General features: G+C 62.7%; 16 protein-coding genes. 2 read left to right on the top strand and 14 right to left on the bottom strand.

The features are described 5' to 3' along the window. Window positions 1–978 carry a tripartite tricarboxylate transporter substrate binding protein gene (locus IVB05_RS22495; RefSeq protein ID WP_247778104.1) on the bottom strand — a complete coding sequence of 326 codons (978 nt, stop codon included), beginning with the start codon at window positions 976–978 and terminating at the stop codon, window positions 1–3. Between the two features lie 164 nt (window positions 979–1,142). On the opposite strand from IVB05_RS22495, the gene IVB05_RS22490 reads away from it, so the two are divergent. After that, window positions 1,143–1,949, top strand: a complete 807-nt coding sequence (locus tag IVB05_RS22490) for an IclR family transcriptional regulator (RefSeq protein ID WP_247778103.1) — start codon at window positions 1,143–1,145, stop codon at window positions 1,947–1,949. On the opposite strand, the gene IVB05_RS22485 is transcribed toward IVB05_RS22490, so the two are convergent. The 11 genes from IVB05_RS22485 to IVB05_RS22435 form a co-directional block, all read right to left on the bottom strand. Next, complete coding sequence (locus IVB05_RS22485; protein ID WP_247778102.1) at window positions 1,946–2,839, bottom strand: nucleotidyl transferase AbiEii/AbiGii toxin family protein; 894 nt, start codon at window positions 2,837–2,839, stop codon at window positions 1,946–1,948. The genes IVB05_RS22490 and IVB05_RS22485 overlap by 4 nt on opposite strands. A 61-nt stretch (window positions 2,840–2,900) precedes the next feature. Beyond that, window positions 2,901–3,539, bottom strand: coding sequence for a hypothetical protein (locus tag IVB05_RS22480; protein ID WP_247778101.1), 639 nt, complete (start codon window positions 3,537–3,539; stop codon window positions 2,901–2,903). 150 nt (window positions 3,540–3,689) lie between these two features. Then, window positions 3,690–4,781 carry a histidine kinase dimerization/phosphoacceptor domain -containing protein gene (locus IVB05_RS22475; RefSeq protein WP_247778100.1) on the bottom strand — a complete coding sequence of 364 codons (1,092 nt, stop codon included), beginning with the start codon at window positions 4,779–4,781 and terminating at the stop codon, window positions 3,690–3,692. Then, window positions 4,778–5,218, bottom strand: coding sequence for a response regulator (locus IVB05_RS22470; RefSeq protein ID WP_247778099.1), 441 nt, complete (start codon window positions 5,216–5,218; stop codon window positions 4,778–4,780). The genes IVB05_RS22475 and IVB05_RS22470 overlap by 4 nt, the downstream gene beginning before the upstream one ends. Continuing rightward, the gene (locus tag IVB05_RS22465) at window positions 5,215–6,744 is read right to left on the bottom strand and encodes a CHASE3 domain-containing protein (protein ID WP_247778098.1); all 1,530 of its coding nucleotides are present in this window, start codon (window positions 6,742–6,744) and stop codon (window positions 5,215–5,217) included. The genes IVB05_RS22470 and IVB05_RS22465 overlap by 4 nt, the downstream gene beginning before the upstream one ends. Before the next feature lie 116 nt (window positions 6,745–6,860). Next, complete coding sequence (gene accC / locus IVB05_RS22460; RefSeq protein ID WP_247778097.1) at window positions 6,861–8,219, bottom strand: acetyl-CoA carboxylase biotin carboxylase subunit; 1,359 nt, start codon at window positions 8,217–8,219, stop codon at window positions 6,861–6,863. 23 nt (window positions 8,220–8,242) lie between these two features. Continuing rightward, complete coding sequence (gene accB / locus IVB05_RS22455; RefSeq protein ID WP_247778096.1) at window positions 8,243–8,734, bottom strand: acetyl-CoA carboxylase biotin carboxyl carrier protein; 492 nt, start codon at window positions 8,732–8,734, stop codon at window positions 8,243–8,245. 75 nt (window positions 8,735–8,809) lie between these two features. Next, window positions 8,810–9,277, bottom strand: a complete 468-nt coding sequence (aroQ, locus tag IVB05_RS22450) for a type II 3-dehydroquinate dehydratase (protein WP_247778095.1) — start codon at window positions 9,275–9,277, stop codon at window positions 8,810–8,812. A 194-nt stretch (window positions 9,278–9,471) separates the two neighbouring features. Further along, window positions 9,472–10,254, bottom strand: coding sequence for a hypothetical protein (locus IVB05_RS22445; RefSeq protein WP_247778094.1), 783 nt, complete (start codon window positions 10,252–10,254; stop codon window positions 9,472–9,474). Window positions 10,255–10,288: 34 nt separating this feature from the next. Next, the gene (locus tag IVB05_RS22440; RefSeq protein ID WP_247786845.1) at window positions 10,289–10,858 is read right to left on the bottom strand and encodes a hypothetical protein; all 570 of its coding nucleotides are present in this window, start codon (window positions 10,856–10,858) and stop codon (window positions 10,289–10,291) included. Window positions 10,859–10,916: 58 nt separating this feature from the next. Then, window positions 10,917–12,212, bottom strand: coding sequence for a YadA-like family protein (locus tag IVB05_RS22435; RefSeq protein WP_247778093.1), 1,296 nt, complete (start codon window positions 12,210–12,212; stop codon window positions 10,917–10,919). A 281-nt stretch (window positions 12,213–12,493) separates the two neighbouring features. On the opposite strand from IVB05_RS22435, the gene IVB05_RS22430 reads away from it, so the two are divergent. After that, window positions 12,494–13,600, top strand: coding sequence for a helix-turn-helix transcriptional regulator (locus IVB05_RS22430; protein WP_247778092.1), 1,107 nt, complete (start codon window positions 12,494–12,496; stop codon window positions 13,598–13,600). Between the two features lie 113 nt (window positions 13,601–13,713). On the opposite strand, the gene IVB05_RS22425 is transcribed toward IVB05_RS22430, so the two are convergent. Both IVB05_RS22425 and IVB05_RS22420 read right to left on the bottom strand, forming a co-directional pair. Then, window positions 13,714–14,532 (bottom strand): DUF1236 domain-containing protein, encoded by an 819-nt coding sequence (locus IVB05_RS22425; RefSeq protein WP_247778091.1) that lies wholly within the window; start codon window positions 14,530–14,532, stop codon window positions 13,714–13,716. 187 nt (window positions 14,533–14,719) lie between these two features. After that, complete coding sequence (locus IVB05_RS22420; protein WP_247778090.1) at window positions 14,720–15,487, bottom strand: DsbA family protein; 768 nt, start codon at window positions 15,485–15,487, stop codon at window positions 14,720–14,722. Between the last annotated feature and the right edge of the window lie 64 nt (window positions 15,488–15,551).

Here is a 15,551-nt window from a genome sequence, read left to right as displayed (position 1 = left end):
TCAGTCCGCCTTGATGTTCGCCTTGCGGACCACCGGAATCCACTTGGCGTCCTCGCGCTCGAGATAGCTCGTGAACTCCGCCGGCGTCATCGATACCGCCTCGGCGCCGAGCGCGTTGAACTTCTCGACGATGGCGGGATCTTTCAGGATCTCCGCGAGGGTCTCGTTCAGCCTGGTCACGATCTCGGCCGGCGTGCGCGCGGGCGCGAACAGGCCGGTGAAGGTCTGGCCGTCAAATTCCTTGTAGCCAAGTTCGGTGAACGTCGGGACATCAGGAAGCCAGGAGGCGCGGTGGGTGCCGGTGACAGCGAGGGCGCGCAGCATGCCGCTCTTGATGGACGGCAGTCCGACGGAGATCTGGTCGAGCGCGAATTGCACCTGTCCGCCGATCAGGTCGTTGAGAGCAGGGGCGTTGCCGCGGTAGTGCACCGTCAACCATTCCAGGCCGAGCGTCGACTGCATCAGCTCGCTGAGCAGATGGTTGGTGGTGCCCTGGCCGGGCGAAGCCATCGTCAGCTTGCCGGGATCGCGGCGGGCAAGTTCGATGAACTCCTTGAGATCCTTGGCCGCCACCGACGGATGCACTTCGAGCACCAGCGGCGTCATCGTGATCGAGGTGATGGGGACGAAATCCCGCTTCCAGTTATAGGCGTCGCGCTTGGCGATCTCAGGCGCGAACAGCACCGGGCCGTTGGCGCCCACGAACAACGCGTAGCCGTCGGGCGCCATTTTCGCGAACGCCTCGCCGGCGATCAGGCCGCCGGCGCCGGCCTTGTTTTCGACGATGAAAGGCTGGCCCAGCTTCGCCTGGAGCCTGTCGGCAATGACGCGCGCCGCGCTGTCGACATTGCCGCCTGCCGGATAAGGGACGATCAGGCGGACCTGCCGCGCCGGCCATTGCTGGGCGTCGGCCGGCGTGCTCAACGCTGCCGCTGACAGTACCGATAGAGCGACGCCTGCGATCGCGAAAAATTTCATCGCATTCTCCCGAAAAGCGGCGCATCTGCCGCTACATTCTTGTTTTGCGCGAGCCCCGTCCCAGCGGCACGCGCCTATATTTGTTCCGCGCCGCGATCTTGCGCGCGGCCCTTCCGCTGTCGACCAAATTGTGGTGTTTTTGTCCACATTGTGGACAGCGGACAATGCGTATGACAAACGGCCGGTTAAGGGCGCGCGGGCACGAGCCGCTTCAGGGCGGGCAGGCGATCCGCCGCGCGTTGGCCGTGTTGCGGACGCTCGCGGTTGGCGGGGAAAGAGGCGTACCTCTGGCGGAAGTCGTGCAAGCAACCTCGCTCGCTCGCCCTACGGTACATCGCATCGTGCATGTGCTGATCGAAGAGGGGATTGTCGAGCGCAGCGACCGCACAGGCAATTACGTTGTCGGCCGTCAGGTGCCCGAACTGGCGCTGGCGCGTCCCTCGCGTTCGCCACTGCTGATTGCAGCCGAGCCACATCTCGCGGCGGTGTCGGCACAACTCGGCGATACCCTGTTCCTGACGCTGCGTACCGGGCTCGACACCTTGTGCGTGGCCCGCCGCATCGGCAGTTATCCGATCCAGGTGTTGTCGATCGAGGTCGGTGTGCGGCGTCCCCTGGGCGTCAGCAGCGCCGGGGTCGCAATCCTGGCCGCCATGCCTGCACCGGAGGCGCGCAAGATCGTGCTCGCCAACGAAACGCGATTTGGTGCCTATCGGACCGATACGGCCACCGTACTCGGCCAGATCCAGCTCGCGCGCCGCAGGGGCTACAATCTGCGTGACGTCGGGCTCGTGCAGGGGACGAAGTCGCTTTCGGCCTGGATCCGGACGCCGGATGGCCAGCCTGCCGCCGCGATTACGCTCTCTGCCATCCGAAACAGGTTGAGCCCGCGTCGCGCGATCGAGGTGGCGGACGTTCTCCTGGCTACAGCGCGCGCGATAGAAGCGGCGACGCCACGTGAAGCGTCCTAAAGCCTGCTGATCCACTTTCCGATATCGGCCATCATCTCTGCGAAGGCCGGTCTGTCGGCATAGTAGAGCGCACCGCTATCTTCATACGCCTTGGCGTAGAGCGCGCGCGTTGCGCTGTTGTTGAGAACGAAAGCCTCGTTTCCGGCGATGTTCTGGTTGTCAGCTTGCCGGAAGCGCGTCTGCTTGTGAACCTTGTAGGCCTCAGTGCCGATGAACTTCTGAACTTCTGGGCGCTTCAGCAGACTCCAGATATCGTAGTAGTGGCGCATGAACTCTATGGGGGCGCCATCGCCGGCCTGCTGCTTGCGAAACTTGGTCGAGACAGTCTGAAGTTTTTCGACGAAGGTATAGCCGATATCGTAGCACGGGACAGCTTTTGCCCGGTTGTCGATGATGTCCACCTTGTCGCTGGCGTAGCCGTAGGCCCAGGCGCTGACGTCCTTCGGCGTGTTGGGAGCGACAGTATCGAAGCCGACTTCGAGCAGGACACCTTCGCGCAGGCCCTCCAGTGCTTCGGTGACGCTTTCGTAATTCAATCTGATGCCCGCGCTCCGATAGTTCGGCGTGTCATCAAAGGCCGTATCGCGTTCGACCTTCAAAATGCCGTCGATCTTGATCGTCTGGGCGAGCCAGTCGTAGAAATCCTTTCTTGTCTTGACGTGCGCCGGTTTGTTTTGATTGGGCCCCGTTTTCACGTAGTGACCAGGCGGAGGTTCGATGAGGATATCGATGTCCTCCGAAAACCGGTCGATAGCCTGATGCCCCTTTGACAGCGACGTGCCGCCCTTCAACTGAAGTACGAATCCGAACTGCTGGAGACCATGGAGGCAGTGCATGATCCAATAGTCTTTTTCGACCAGCGCCGGATCAATGCTCTTCTCGTCCGCCACGATCCGATCAGATCCGCGAACTGAGAATGGTCGTGCAAATAGCCGCGCGGCATGGTGGAATTCACCCGCTTCCCCGCGCGTGTTCGAACAATCGCTTCGTTTTTTCGTTTCCGTATTCGCGAACGGCGCGACGCAGGCGCGGCTTGTCGGCCGCCACCGCGCGCTCCATCACGCGCTTCAGGACTTCGTCCTTTGTCTCGGCAAGCTGGTCGAGGTTGTTGACGAGATCGACGAGCAGGAACTCCGTCGTCAGTGACTTCGGAAAGCGCGGTTTCACGCGGAATGCATATTTGCGGCCGCCAAGCTGAAATTCGCCATGCCGTTTGTGATTGTAGACGACGGTCCTGTCGTAGAGCTGCGTCGTGCCGACACCGAGACTGTTGTAGGCATTCGGCGACGCCAGCAGGAAGCGATGATCCCTAAGAAAGGCGCTTACGATATCCTTGTCGCTAGCGGGAGCCGGGCCGAATGCCGTCTCTTTCGGGTAAATATAAAGTCCGCCGGAAAGCTTCTTGAGCACGCCACTTTCGACCAATTGCTTGATGTGCCGGTCAACCGACGTTGACCAGCGGGTCAGGTCCGCACGCCGGTACGCCTGACCTGGCTTCAGGTGGGTTTTGAGCTCTTCGAGCTTAGTCATGTAAGGCAAAATAGGCCAAAACGGCCGAGATGGAAGTTTAATCATTGAAAAATCATGCAATTTGTTATTTAAGTATATGAAAATAAAAGGTTTTACGAAATATTAATAATTGAAATGTCGCCTTTGATCGCGAGGCGCTGCTCGTCTTCCCGCAGCTTACGATGCGGGCAATACGCCATCGAGGGGGATTCGGGCGCCGAACTCGGGGGCTTAGCTCGCCGCGGCGTTGGTCGATTTCGGCGCCGCCGCCGGGATGCGGCGGAAGCGCAGCACGATCCTGGTGCCGTGATGGTCCGGATCGCGCTCGGCACTGGCGTCCAGCTTGGCGGCCATCGCGCTCACGATGCGTTGTCCCATGCCGGTGGAGCGGGGGTCGGCCTTGGCGTTGAGGCCGACGCCATCGTCCGCAATCGCGACCACGAGATCGTCGCCATCGGCCTTCAGCTCGACGTGAATGGGACCGGCGCCGTCGGGATAGGCGTATTTGACGGCGTTCATCACCAGCTCGTTGACGATGATGCCGATCGCCACCGCGCGGTCCGGGTCGATCTCGATCGGTTCGGCCTTGAGCGTCAGCCGCGACATCCTGTTGCCCTCGGCCGAACGCCGGAGGTCTTCCAGCAGGGCTTCGAGATACTGGTTCAGCAGCACGCTCTTGAGGTCGTGCGAGGTGTAGAGACGTCGATGCACCTGGGCGACCGCGGCGACGCGGCCCATCGCATTGGTCAGCGCCGCCTTGACGTCCTCCTGGGTCGTCGAATTGGCCTGCAAATGCAGCAGCGAGGCGATGATCTGCAGGGAGTTGCCGACGCGGTGGTTGACTTCGCGCAGCAGCACCTCGCGTTCGGCGGCAAGCGCCGCATAGCGGTCGCGCGAGGCGTGGACCTCGGCTTCGGCCTCGTCGCGGGCGCGCTGAAGCTCGGCCTGCCGCAGGGCGCCGTTGACGGCGACCTGGAGCAGCGGAATGAAATCGCCCCTGATATCCTTGACCAGATAGTCGGCGGCGCCGGCCTTCAGCGCCGTGACGGCGATCGCCGAATCCTGGGCGGCCGTGACGAACACCACGGGCGGGGCGCCCGCTATCGCCATGATCTGTTCCAGCGTTTCGAGGCCGTCGAGACCCGGCATGTACTGGTCGAGCGCAATCACATCGATGCCGCCTTGCGCCAGCCGCGCCAGCCCTTGCTCGCCGCCCGCCGCGTGGACGACCTTGAAGCCTGCCCGCGTCAGGCCGCGGTCGACCAGCCGGGCGAGGCCAGCGTCGTCATCGATATACAGCAGTGTCGGCGTCGCTTTGTTCATGTGGCGGCAGGAGGTACCTGGATGACGGAAAAGAACAGACCGAGCTGGCGAATGGCGTTGGCGAAGCTTTCGTAGTTCACGGGCTTGGTAATGTAGACGTTGCAACCGAGTTCGTAGCAGCGCTTGATCTCGTGGGAATCGTCGGTCGTGGTCAGCACCACCACCGGCGTGGTCTTGAGATACTTGTTTTCCTTGACCCGCTTCAGAATGTCGATGCCGGTCGTATCGGGCAAATTGAGGTCGAGCAGGATCAGGAACGCGCTGCCCTTGTGGTCGAGACCCGTCCCGTCCTTGCCGAACAGGTAGTTCAGGGCGGCTGTACCGCTGGTGAACGGCTTTATCTCATTGTTGACACCGGATCGGCGTATATTGCGCTCGATCAGGCGGGCATGGCCCTCATCGTCCTCGATCATGATGATGGTGACTGGATTACTCATGTCCGTGTGTTCCGGTTGGCAGACCAATTAATGGGTAAAGTGATCGTGAACGTGCTGCCCTGGTGAAGTTCCGACGCGACCGACATGGTTCCTCCCAAGCGGCGCACCAAGGCGCGGACATGGGCAAGGCCGATGCCCTGTCCCGGCCTGTCCTGGGTTCCCGCGCGCCGGAACAATTCGAAAATGCGTTGATGGTCCTTGGGATCGATGCCGCGGCCATTATCCGAGATCTCGAAAATCGCAAAGCCGAGCTTGGTGCGGCCGCGCACGGTGATTTCGCCGGGGACGCCGGTCTTGAGGTATTTGAGCGCATTGTCGATCAGATTGGAGAAGATCTGCTCCAGCGCAAGGCGATCGCTGACGATATTCGGCAACGCGTCGATCCGGATCTCTGCCTGGGCTTCCGCGGCCTGATGCGCCACGGTCGTCACGATGGCCTCGATCAGCTCCCTGGTATCGATCCAGACCGGCTCGAACTCGCGCCGCCCCTCGCGGGTGAGATTGAGAATCGCCGATATCAGCCGGTCCATCTTGCCGATCGACGATTTAATGAAGGCGAGCGCCTCGGAGAAGTCTTCCGAGAGTTGCTTGTCGGAGCCCTCGAGCACGGGCTCGGCGGTATCGGTGGCGTTTTCCGGGGCAGGCGGCGCGGCGGACTGCTCGCGGGAAAGCGCTGCGATTCGCTTGAAGATGTCGCCGCGCAATTCCTCCAGTTCGCTGGTGAAGCCCATGATGTTCACCAGCGGCGAGCGCAGATCGTGGCTGACGATGTAGGCGAAGCGCTGGATCTCGTCATTGGCTTCGCGAAGGTCCGTGGTGCGCTCGTCGATCGTGGCCTCGAGGTTGAGATGGCTGTCGCGCAGCCTGGCGTCGGCCTGGTCGCGTGCGTGCGACGAACGCCGAACCAGGAAGATCGCGATGCCGGCCAGCACGACCACGAAGCCCGAGCCGATGCCGGTGATCGAGGCTGCCAGCGTCTGGCTGCGATCGGCGTTGGTCGTGCGCTCCACAAACAGACGGTCCTCCTCGGCCCGCATCCGCACCGCGAGATCTTCGATGTGTTTCATGGTGTCGCGTCCGATGCCCTCGCGCACGATCTTGGCGGCGTCGCTCATGCGCTTCGACCGGGCCAGTTCGTTCGTCGTGCGGAATTCCTCGATCCGCTGGTCGTAGAGCGGCATCATTTCGTTGATGAGCCGCCTTTGAACCGGATTGTCGCTGATGAGCTGACTCAATCGTGTCAGCGCCGGCGTCAGTTCGGATAGGGCTTGCTCAAAATCGGTCTGGAAATCCGGCCGCAATGTCGCGAGGTAGCCGCGCTGTGCGCTTTCAGCACGCCGCAACTGCAGTTGGACGAGCGATATCTGGTTTTCAACCTCGAGGGTACGCTGAACCTTGCGCGCGTCCTCGCGCGCCTCGTTCACCAGATGGACCGAACCGGCGCTGATCGCGGTCAACACCAGAAGCCCCGCCGCAAGCAGCAGGATGTGGCCCATGGCGCGTTTGCGCTGGGCATTAGCGGTCACGGTGATCTCGTGTCATGGACAAACGGAACAAGCGCCCCTGGCACCCCCTTTTGCACCCAACGTGCGATGGAACCCATCGGTTCCATGCCCCGTCGAATATTTCAGGGGAGCGTCGCTCAGGTCTTGCCATCCACCAGCTGGCCGGCGAGGTACTGCTCGAGCCAGTGGATGTGGTAGTCGCCGTTGATGATGTCGGCCTCCCGGACCAGCGCCCGGAACAGCGGCAGGGTGGTTTCGATGCCGTCGACCACCATCTCGTCGAGCGCCCGGCGCAGCCGCATCAGGCATTCGGCGCGGGTCTTGCCGTGCACGATCAGCTTGCCGACCAGCGAATCATAATAAGGCGGAATAACGTAGCCCTGATAAACAGCCGAATCGATCCGCACGCCGAGCCCGCCGGGCGGGTGGAATTGCGTGATCCTGCCGGGCGACGGGCGGAAGGTCTGCGGGTTTTCCGCATTGACGCGGCATTCGATGGCATGCCCGATGATCGTGATCTCTTCCTGCTTCGCGGGCAGGTCGCCGCCGGCGGCGATGCGGATCTGCTCCAGCACGAGGTCGATGTCGGTGATGCTCTCAGTGACGGGATGCTCGACCTGGATGCGGGTGTTCATCTCGATGAAATAAAACTCGCCATCCTCATAGAGAAATTCGATGGTGCCGACGCCGAGATATTTCATGTCCCGCATCGCCTTGGCGCAGGTCTCGCCGATCCTGGCGCGGGCGGCTGCGCCGAGAACCGGCGAGGGGCCTTCTTCCCAGACCTTCTGGTGACGGCGCTGCAGCGAGCAGTCGCGCTCGCCGAGATGGATCGCGCCGCCGCGGCCGTCGCCGAGAATCTGGATCTCGATGTGGCGCGGCTTCTGCAGGTATTTTTCGAGATAGACTGAGGCGTCGCCGAAGGCCGACTTGGCTTCGTTGGACGCGGTCGACAGCGCCATCATCAAATCGTCGGCGGAGTGCGCCACCTTCATGCCGCGTCCGCCGCCGCCGGCGGCCGCCTTCACCAGCACGGGGAAGCCGATTGCCTTGCCGATCGCGAGGGCGTCATCGTCGGGCGAGACCGCACCATCGGAGCCCGGCACGACCGGAATGCCGAGCCGCTTGGCGGTCTTCTTGGCCTCGATCTTGTCGCCCATCAGGCGGATATGCTCGGCCTTCGGGCCGATGAAATGCAGATTGTGCTCGGCGAGGATTTCGGCGAAGCGGGCGTTCTCCGACAGGAAGCCGTAGCCGGGATGCACGGCATCGGCGCCCGTGATCTCGCAGGCCGCGAGCAGTGCGGGGACGTTGAGATACGAATCCTTTGACGGCGGCGGCCCGATGCAGACGCTCTCGTCGGCGAGCCGCACATGCATGGCGTCGGCATCGGCGGTGGAATGCACCGCGACGGTGGAGATACCGAGTTCCTTGCACGCGCGCAGCACGCGGAGCGCGATCTCGCCGCGATTGGCTATTAGAATCTTATCGAACATCGCAGCGCCTGACGTTGACGAACTTATTCAATGATCACGAGCGGTTCGCCGAATTCGACCGGCTGGCCGTCCTCGACGAGAATTTGCGTCACCGTGCCCGCGCGCGGCGATGGGATCTGGTTCATCGTCTTCATCGCTTCGATGATCAGGAGAGTTTGCCCGGCCGATACCTTGCTGCCGACGTCGATGAACGGCTTGGCGCCGGGCTCGGGCGCCCAATAGGCGGTACCGACCATCGGCGAGGGGACCACGCCCGGATGCTTGGCCAGGTCGGCACCCGCCGCGGGGACGGCTGCCGCTGCAGCAACTGCCGCCGGCTGGAAGCCTGCCGGCATCGCCGCCGACACGGTGATGTTGCGCGCGACTCGCACCCGCAGGCCGGCACGCTCGATTTCGATCTCGGTCAGGCTGGTCTCATCCAGCAACAACGCGAGTTCGCGAATGAGCGCGCTGTCGTCGCTCTTCAGGTTTGCGGCTGATTTGTCCGCTGAGTTGTTGTCGGGCTGGCGGGCCATGCTCTTGATCCGGAATTCTCGATGTGGGTGACGGAAGCGTCAGGCTTGATGTCGTTCGACGTCAGGTTTTTGAAGTCAGGTTTTGGCCTTGGCGCCGAGTTTGGCGGCAAGGCCATTGATTGCGAGGCGATAGCCATCGATGCCGAAGCCGCAGAGCGATGCAAAGGCGGCCATGGCCGTGTAGGAGTGATGACGGAAGCTCTCGCGGGCGTGGATGTTGCTGATATGCACTTCCACCGTCGGGATTTTTACCGCGACCAGCGCATCGTGCAACGCGATCGAGGTATGGGAATAGCCGCCGGCGTTGATGATGATGCCGGCCACCTTCTTGGCATGCGCCTCGTGGATGAAGTCGATCAATTCGCCTTCGCGGTTGGACTGGCGGCAGTCGGCCTTCAGGCCGAATTGCGCGGCGGTTTCCACGCACAGTCGCTCGACATCGGCAAGCGAGGCATGGCCGTAGGTCTCCGGCTCACGTGTCCCCAGCATGTTGAGGTTCGGGCCATTGAGCACATAGATCGTCGCGGCAGAGGCTTGGGCCATCCGGATTCCAGCAAAGGGGGGCGGGCAGGTCGCGGGGTTATAGGTAACAACGAGGCCAAGGGGAAGCCTCTAGGCCGCCCATGGCTTGCCCGAAATACCTCACCCGATTTACAAAAATCCGCGTGGAACCTACTGAAATCGCTCATTAACCAAAGGAAGGGATGGGCGTGCCGGTTAGCGGCGGCCACCCGTCCTCACCACCGGTTTTGAAGCCGCAGGCTTTCGGCGAGGTCGCCGCGGAAATTGTGCTGCCCGAGGTGGAGCAGCTTGCATTGCAGGTCGACCCAGATCTTGCCGCCGATGTCGCGCCAGCGGCGGCAGAATGCGTAATCCTCCGACAGATAGCGATTGGTATCCGGATCGGACATGCAGTCGAAGAATCGCCAGTGCAGATGCGCCTCCGGATGGCCCGGCGGTCCGTCCGGCGTGTATTTCAGCTCGGGGTATTTTTCCATCATGCGCGAAAAGACATCGCGCTTGATGCACATGAAGCCGGTCGGTGCCTCCGCGACCTCGACGAATCCGTCGGCGTCGGCATAAGTGCTGACGCGCTCGGCGCCGTGGCCGATCGGATTGAACGGATATTGGGTATAGCGGTCCTCGAATTGCTGGCGCGTCGTTCCCGCCGGCAGGCCCGCTTCAGGCCAGTTGAAGTTCTTCATCGGATAGACGCCGGCGGTGACGTCGCGGTCGATCAGGAGCAGGCGGCAGACCGACTGCGGCGTGAAGGTGATGTCGGAGTCGATCCAGAACAGATGGGTCAGCGTCTCGTCGGACAGGAACTTGAGCAGCATCTTGTTGCGCGAACGGGTGATCAGGCTTTCCGAATGCATGTGCAGGATGCATTGCAGCCCGAACCGGTTGCAGTGATGGGTGAGCTCGAAGATGCTGGTGACGTAGTGCATGCTGACCGCCGAGATGTAGCAGGGCGTCGCGAACATCACCTTCATCGATTTCAAGGCTTCGTCGGGCAACATTTTGGGGCGCTCGCTTGTGGGTCGACTTATCGGGCTACTGCTTGTCGGCTGGTTTGTTCTCCGGCGGCGTGAGCTTAACCGCCGGTGTGGACTTTGCCGGCGCAGGCTGCTTGGCGGCGTTTGCAGGAGGTTGCTTTTGTGCTGATGGCGGCGAGGGCGGTTCTGGCGCGACGGGCCCGCTTTGTCCGATCGATACCGAGATGCCGAACAGCCGCCACTGACCGTTCACCGGCGCAAACGATAGATCGAAATTGACCTGGGTCGGCACCGAGGGAAAGAAGCCCGCCATACGCATCAGGCCGTTGGTCTCGATCTGCGGCAGCAGATTGAGCTGCGGATCGATCACGGCGACGCCGGAGAGATCGAGATTGTCGTTGCGCAGCTTGGCGAAGATTTCGCCTAGCCGTGCCGCCGAGTTGCTCTGAAAGCCGGGCGCGCCGAGGTCGCGCAGGACGGTGTAATTGCCGGTCTTGTTGGCCTGATCGAGCGCGAGCAGGGACGACCTGATCAGGATCAGCACGCCGTTGCGATCAATCTGCGCGGGTTTCGGCGCCGACGCGGGCGAGGGCGCCTGCGCGTGGCTAGCAGCAGCCGTTGCAGCCATGACAGCCACAAACATCAGAACTCGCCAGCCACGTCGCTTTCCTGTTACCACCCTTTCGTCACCATGCGACGGTCATGCCGGCCCGCCCGCCGACGCCGCCTTGCGCGAAGCCGGCGGCGACGCCGCCATTGAGCACCACATATTGGTTCAAGCGCATCTGCGCTCCAAGGCTCATGGCATTCTGCCCACGGAAGGTGCCCCAGTTCGTCGAGATCGCGAACTTCTTGTCCGACGGCAGCGCGCCCCCGCCCATGGCAATGGCAATCGCCGTTCCCTCGAAGGCCTGTCGCATCTGTGTCTGCAGCGTGGCGACATTGGACTGCAGAATAGAGATGTCCTGCCCGGTGAAACTCGCCGCCGCGAGATTGCCGGCCGCGTCGGTGGTAACGAGCGATGTCGGACCGGATTGCGCCGCGAGGCTCGCCGCCGAGGTGATGCCGGACATTCGGTAGATGTTCGATGCGGTGCCGATCGAGACCTGATTGGCGGCGGTCGTCGTGGCGCCGTTGCCGATGGCGGTCGAATTGGCGAACGCCGCGGTGGCGCCGGCACCAAGCGAGGTTGCGCCGGTGGCAGTGGCTTGGCTCGCCTGGCCGATCGCGGTGGTGGCGTCGCCGGTGGCGTTGCTACCGTGGCCGTACGCGCTCGCGGTGGCGCCAAATGCCACGCTTTGAGCACCGGTCGCGGTCGCATTGACGCCGATCGCGGCGCTGGTTTGGCCGGTCGCGGTCGCGAAGCTGCCGTTCGCAGTGCTGGCTACGCCAGTAGCGGTCGCGGCCATCCCGTTCGCGATGCTAATTACGCCTGTCGCTGTAGCGTTGGAGCCGTTGGCGAAGCTGCTCGCGCCAGTTGCGGTCGCGGCGTCGCCGGTCGCGTTGGCGTTCTGGCCCGTTGCAGTTGCGGCGACGCCGTCCGCGTTGGCGTTTTGGCCCGTTGCAGTTGCATTGGCGCCGATCGCGCGGCTGTTGTTGCCCGTTGCGGTCGCGCTGTCGCCGGTCGCGTCGGCGTTCTGGCCCGTTGCAGTCGCTCCGAAGCCCGCCGCATCGCTGCCATGGCCGGTCGCGGTTGCCGCGTCGCCGGTCGCGTTGGCGTTGTCGCCGTATGCGGTGGCGAAGTCACCCGCTGAAACCGCGTTCTGTCCGACCGCAGTGGCGTTGAAACCGGACGCGGTCGTGGCCGCGCAAGTCCCGGTAAAGCCGACGTTAGTGGACAAACATGCCGCCCAGGCCGGCGCGCCGCCGAAGGCGGTCACGATCCCGGCCGCAGCGGCGAGGCTTCGCAACGTCCCGCCAGAGAGCAGGTTGCTGGCGAGCAACCACGCTCGGAAGTCGCCTGGATACACGTCGGAAAACATCAAAAAAGCCCCCACGGCAGACGGCTCGATTCTGTTGTTTAGGTCTGCCCTGATGTGATCTTGACCCTAGCCATGCAGTGGCCGCATCTGACGTTCGTCAGATACATCGAGCGAGGGGAGAGCATTCTGAGCTGAATGTTGCGGAGTGAGGCTTCGTGGCAACAGCATCGTGCTTCATCCCATAATCGAGCCTTGCGGCCAGGACGACACCTGGGCCAGAGTTCGGGGCAGGGCTTGGGGTAGGGCGAATGTCTGGCGGTGGACTATCAGGCGAGGACAAGGTGCTGGACCTTGTCGGATCCATTTACGATGCCGCGCTCGACGCGCAGCTCTGGCCCGGCGTCCTCAACAGAATTGGCGATGCCGTTGGCGGGCCGCAGGTGGTGTTCGGGTTCTACGACCCGGCGAACGGGATCGTGAGCATGCATGCGCCGCGCACCGATCCGGACATCTTGCGCAGCTTTGACGAGTGGACGCCGAATATTCCGGCCTTGCCGTGCACTGGAAACCATCGGCCCGGCGAGGTCTTTACCGGTGCGGACGTCATCTCGCGGGACGAGTTTACCAGCACGGCCTTCTATAACGAATTGTGGCGGCCGGGCGGTTTCAGTGCCGATCCCCTGGTCACCAACCTGTTTGCCGATAGCGCGGCCTCCGGACACATTGCGAGCCACGGACTGCTGAACCGATCGCCATTCGACAGCAGCCAGAAGCGTCTGTTCGCTGCGCTCGCGCAACATCTCGTCCGCGCGGTCGCGCTGCAGCGCCGCCTGTACCGCCTGACGATCGCGAACGAGAGCGCGCTGATCGGTCTTGACGGGTTGCAACAGGGTTTCCTGCTTGTCGATGCGGGCGCGCGGATTCTGTTCGTCAATCGCGTGGCCCGCGCGCTGCTCGATACCCGCGATGGCCTGCGGCTCGAAGCCGGTGCTTTGTCCGCATCCGATGCTGACGCCCGGCGAACATTGCGGGGGCTCATTGCGTCATGCGCTGCGGAGGCCAATGCCGGAATTGATTCCGGTGGCAACGTCGCGCTGCAACGTGGGGAAGGGCGGTTGCCGCTTGATGTTCTGGTGACGCCGATACAGCCGGAAACGGCAATGGCCGCCATCCCGTGGACTTTTTCGCAACGTGCGATCGCGATTGTGCTCGTCTCCGATCCCGAGAGGGAGATCCAGGCGCGCGTCGAAGACCTGCGCGAACGGTTCGGTTTCACTCCAGCAGAGGCCGCGTTCGCGCTGGAGATCATCAAGGGCGACGGCAGGCAGGCCACTGCCGATCGACTCGGCATCACGGTAGGGACAGCGCGCAGTCACTTGTCCAGGATTTTCGACAAGACCGGTGTAAGGCACCAGGCCGCACTGGTGCGCTTGCTTTTGCAGAAGTGAAAAGAAGTCCGGTATCTCGTTGAGTGGAACCTTGGAGTGGAGTCGGAGTGGAGCCTTGGCCGCAAAAAGGGCGGGCATTTCTGCCCGCCCTGATGCTTGCGAAAAGCTCGCTGTTAGGATTCCAGAACCGCCACGATCTCGAAGGTTTCGGGATCCACGATCACGATCTGCTCCTTGACGAGGATAAACTTATATCTGCGCCATTCAGGATAGATCGTTACCACCCGCTCCGGCAGGGTGTGGAAGTGCACGTCCCGCGGTACGCGAGTGCCGACCGAAATGGAGAAGTTCACGTTCGTCACCGGCGAAACGCGTTGCTCCTTGATCACGCTGGTGATCTGGGTGCGCTGCTCGGTCGAGAGCTTCCCTGCGGCGCCAGCCTGGCCTGTCGTCGTGCTTTGGCCGGCAGCTCCGCCCTGAGTCTGGGTCTGCATGCGGTCCTGCTGACCCTGGGCCTTCTGGTCACGGCCCGGCTGATCGCGACCCTGGGTCGTGGTCTGGTCACGCTGGGTCTGGTCACGCTGCGTCGTGCTCTGATCACGTTGCATGCCCTGGCCGGTGGTCTGGCCCTTTTCGGACTTCTGTTCGGCCTTCTGCTCGGACTTCATGCCGCCGCGGTCTTCCTTACCCTCGGCCTTCATGTCCTTGCCGCCCTTCTTCTGGTCTTCGGCGCGCTGATTCTTTTCAGCGCCCATCGGCTTCTGCTCGGACTGCGTGGACTTCATGTCGGACTTGCCGCCGCTCTCGCGGCCGCTATCGCGCTGCATCGTGCCGGACGAGGCGCCACCGCGCTCGGACGAAGGCGCGCTCTGCTGCGCCGCGGAACCGGCCGACCCAGCGTCCCGCCCCATTCCGGTACCCTGCGCATTCGCAAAGCCGGTTCCGGCGATCAGGGCCGCTGTCGCGACCGTAATCAAGAAGCGATTACTCATCGAATTTCTCCTCACGTTTCTGCATTGCCCGCGCCAATAACGAAAGGATTTGCCCGATGTTCCTGCTATTTTATCGGTTCCGAAGGCTTAGTTTTGTGAATGCGAGATGAACTGATGCGCACGAGAATGCCGTAAACAAAAGGCCGGCTGTGAGCCGGCCCTTTCATCGCTATGCGTGCAGCTTGCCTCAGCATGTCGCCTTGCCGCAGCGGGCGTTGCTTATCTTTTCGCGCAGGTTCTCGACGCCGACCGCGCCGATCACGACCTGCTTGCCGATCACGTAGCTCGGCGTGCCGTTCATGCCCATCGCTTCGGCGAGCTTGAAATTTTCCTCGAGCGTGTTGCGCACTTCGGCGCTCGACAGGTCCTTCTCCAGCTTTGCCATGTCGAGCCCGACTTCCTTGGCAACGGCCATCGCGCGCGCCTTGTCGGCGGCGCCGCGGCCGGTGAGCAGCTTCTGGTGGAAGTCGAGATATTTCTTGCCGGTCGGATCCTGCATGCGGACCGCGACGCCGACCTGGGCGGCTTCGACCGAGCCCGCGCTCAGCACCGGAAATTCCTTGAGCACGACCTTCAGCTTCGGGTCGCTCTTCATCAGCTCCATCATGTCCAGCATCGCGCGCTTGCAGTAGCCGCAATTGTAATCGAAGAATTCGACGAAGGTGACGTCCCCGTCCTTGTTGCCGAGCGTGACGTTGCGCGGAGAGTTGAAGATCGCTTCCGCATTGTTGGCGACGCCTGAAGCGTGCTTGGCGGCTTCCGCCGCAGCCTGACGCTTGCTGAGTTCGGTCATCGCCTCTTCGAGCACCTCGGGATGTGCAATCAGGTAATTCCGGATGATGGTCTCGATGTCGCCGCGCTGGGTGTCGGTGAAGCTCTGCGCGGAGGCGGGCATCGGCGCGCCGCAGAGCGCCAAAGCGAACAATGCGGGGATGAGAAGACGGAACGAGGGCATCGGTAAATCCTTATGCGGCGGGTTCCCGGGCAATTCTGCTGAAGGCCGGCTCCTGGAGAATATC

The sequence above is a fragment of the Bradyrhizobium sp. 170 genome (assembly GCF_023101085.1).
Lineage (GTDB): Bacteria > Pseudomonadota > Alphaproteobacteria > Rhizobiales > Xanthobacteraceae > Bradyrhizobium.
The sequence above is the reverse complement of the archived record's forward strand: the minus strand, read 5'-3'. Positions and strand labels throughout refer to the sequence as shown.

Coding starts and splice junctions, on each gene's coding strand:
- IVB05_RS22495 (WP_247778104.1), bottom strand. CDS start 978: ATGAAATTTTTCGCGATCGCAGGCGTCGCTCTATCGGTACTGTCAGCG.
- IVB05_RS22490 (WP_247778103.1), top strand. CDS start 1,143: ATGCGTATGACAAACGGCCGGTTAAGGGCGCGCGGGCACGAGCCGCTT.
- IVB05_RS22475 (WP_247778100.1), bottom strand. CDS start 4,781: ATGAACAAAGCGACGCCGACACTGCTGTATATCGATGACGACGCTGGC.
- IVB05_RS22470 (WP_247778099.1), bottom strand. CDS start 5,218: ATGAGTAATCCAGTCACCATCATCATGATCGAGGACGATGAGGGCCAT.
- accC (WP_247778097.1), bottom strand. CDS start 8,219: ATGTTCGATAAGATTCTAATAGCCAATCGCGGCGAGATCGCGCTCCGC.
- accB (WP_247778096.1), bottom strand. CDS start 8,734: ATGGCCCGCCAGCCCGACAACAACTCAGCGGACAAATCAGCCGCAAAC.
- aroQ (WP_247778095.1), bottom strand. CDS start 9,277: ATGGCCCAAGCCTCTGCCGCGACGATCTATGTGCTCAATGGCCCGAAC.
- IVB05_RS22445 (WP_247778094.1), bottom strand. CDS start 10,254: ATGTTGCCCGACGAAGCCTTGAAATCGATGAAGGTGATGTTCGCGACG.
- IVB05_RS22440 (WP_247786845.1), bottom strand. CDS start 10,858: ATGGCTGCAACGGCTGCTGCTAGCCACGCGCAGGCGCCCTCGCCCGCG.
- IVB05_RS22435 (WP_247778093.1), bottom strand. CDS start 12,212: ATGTTTTCCGACGTGTATCCAGGCGACTTCCGAGCGTGGTTGCTCGCC.
- IVB05_RS22425 (WP_247778091.1), bottom strand. CDS start 14,532: ATGAGTAATCGCTTCTTGATTACGGTCGCGACAGCGGCCCTGATCGCC.
- IVB05_RS22420 (WP_247778090.1), bottom strand. CDS start 15,487: ATGCCCTCGTTCCGTCTTCTCATCCCCGCATTGTTCGCTTTGGCGCTC.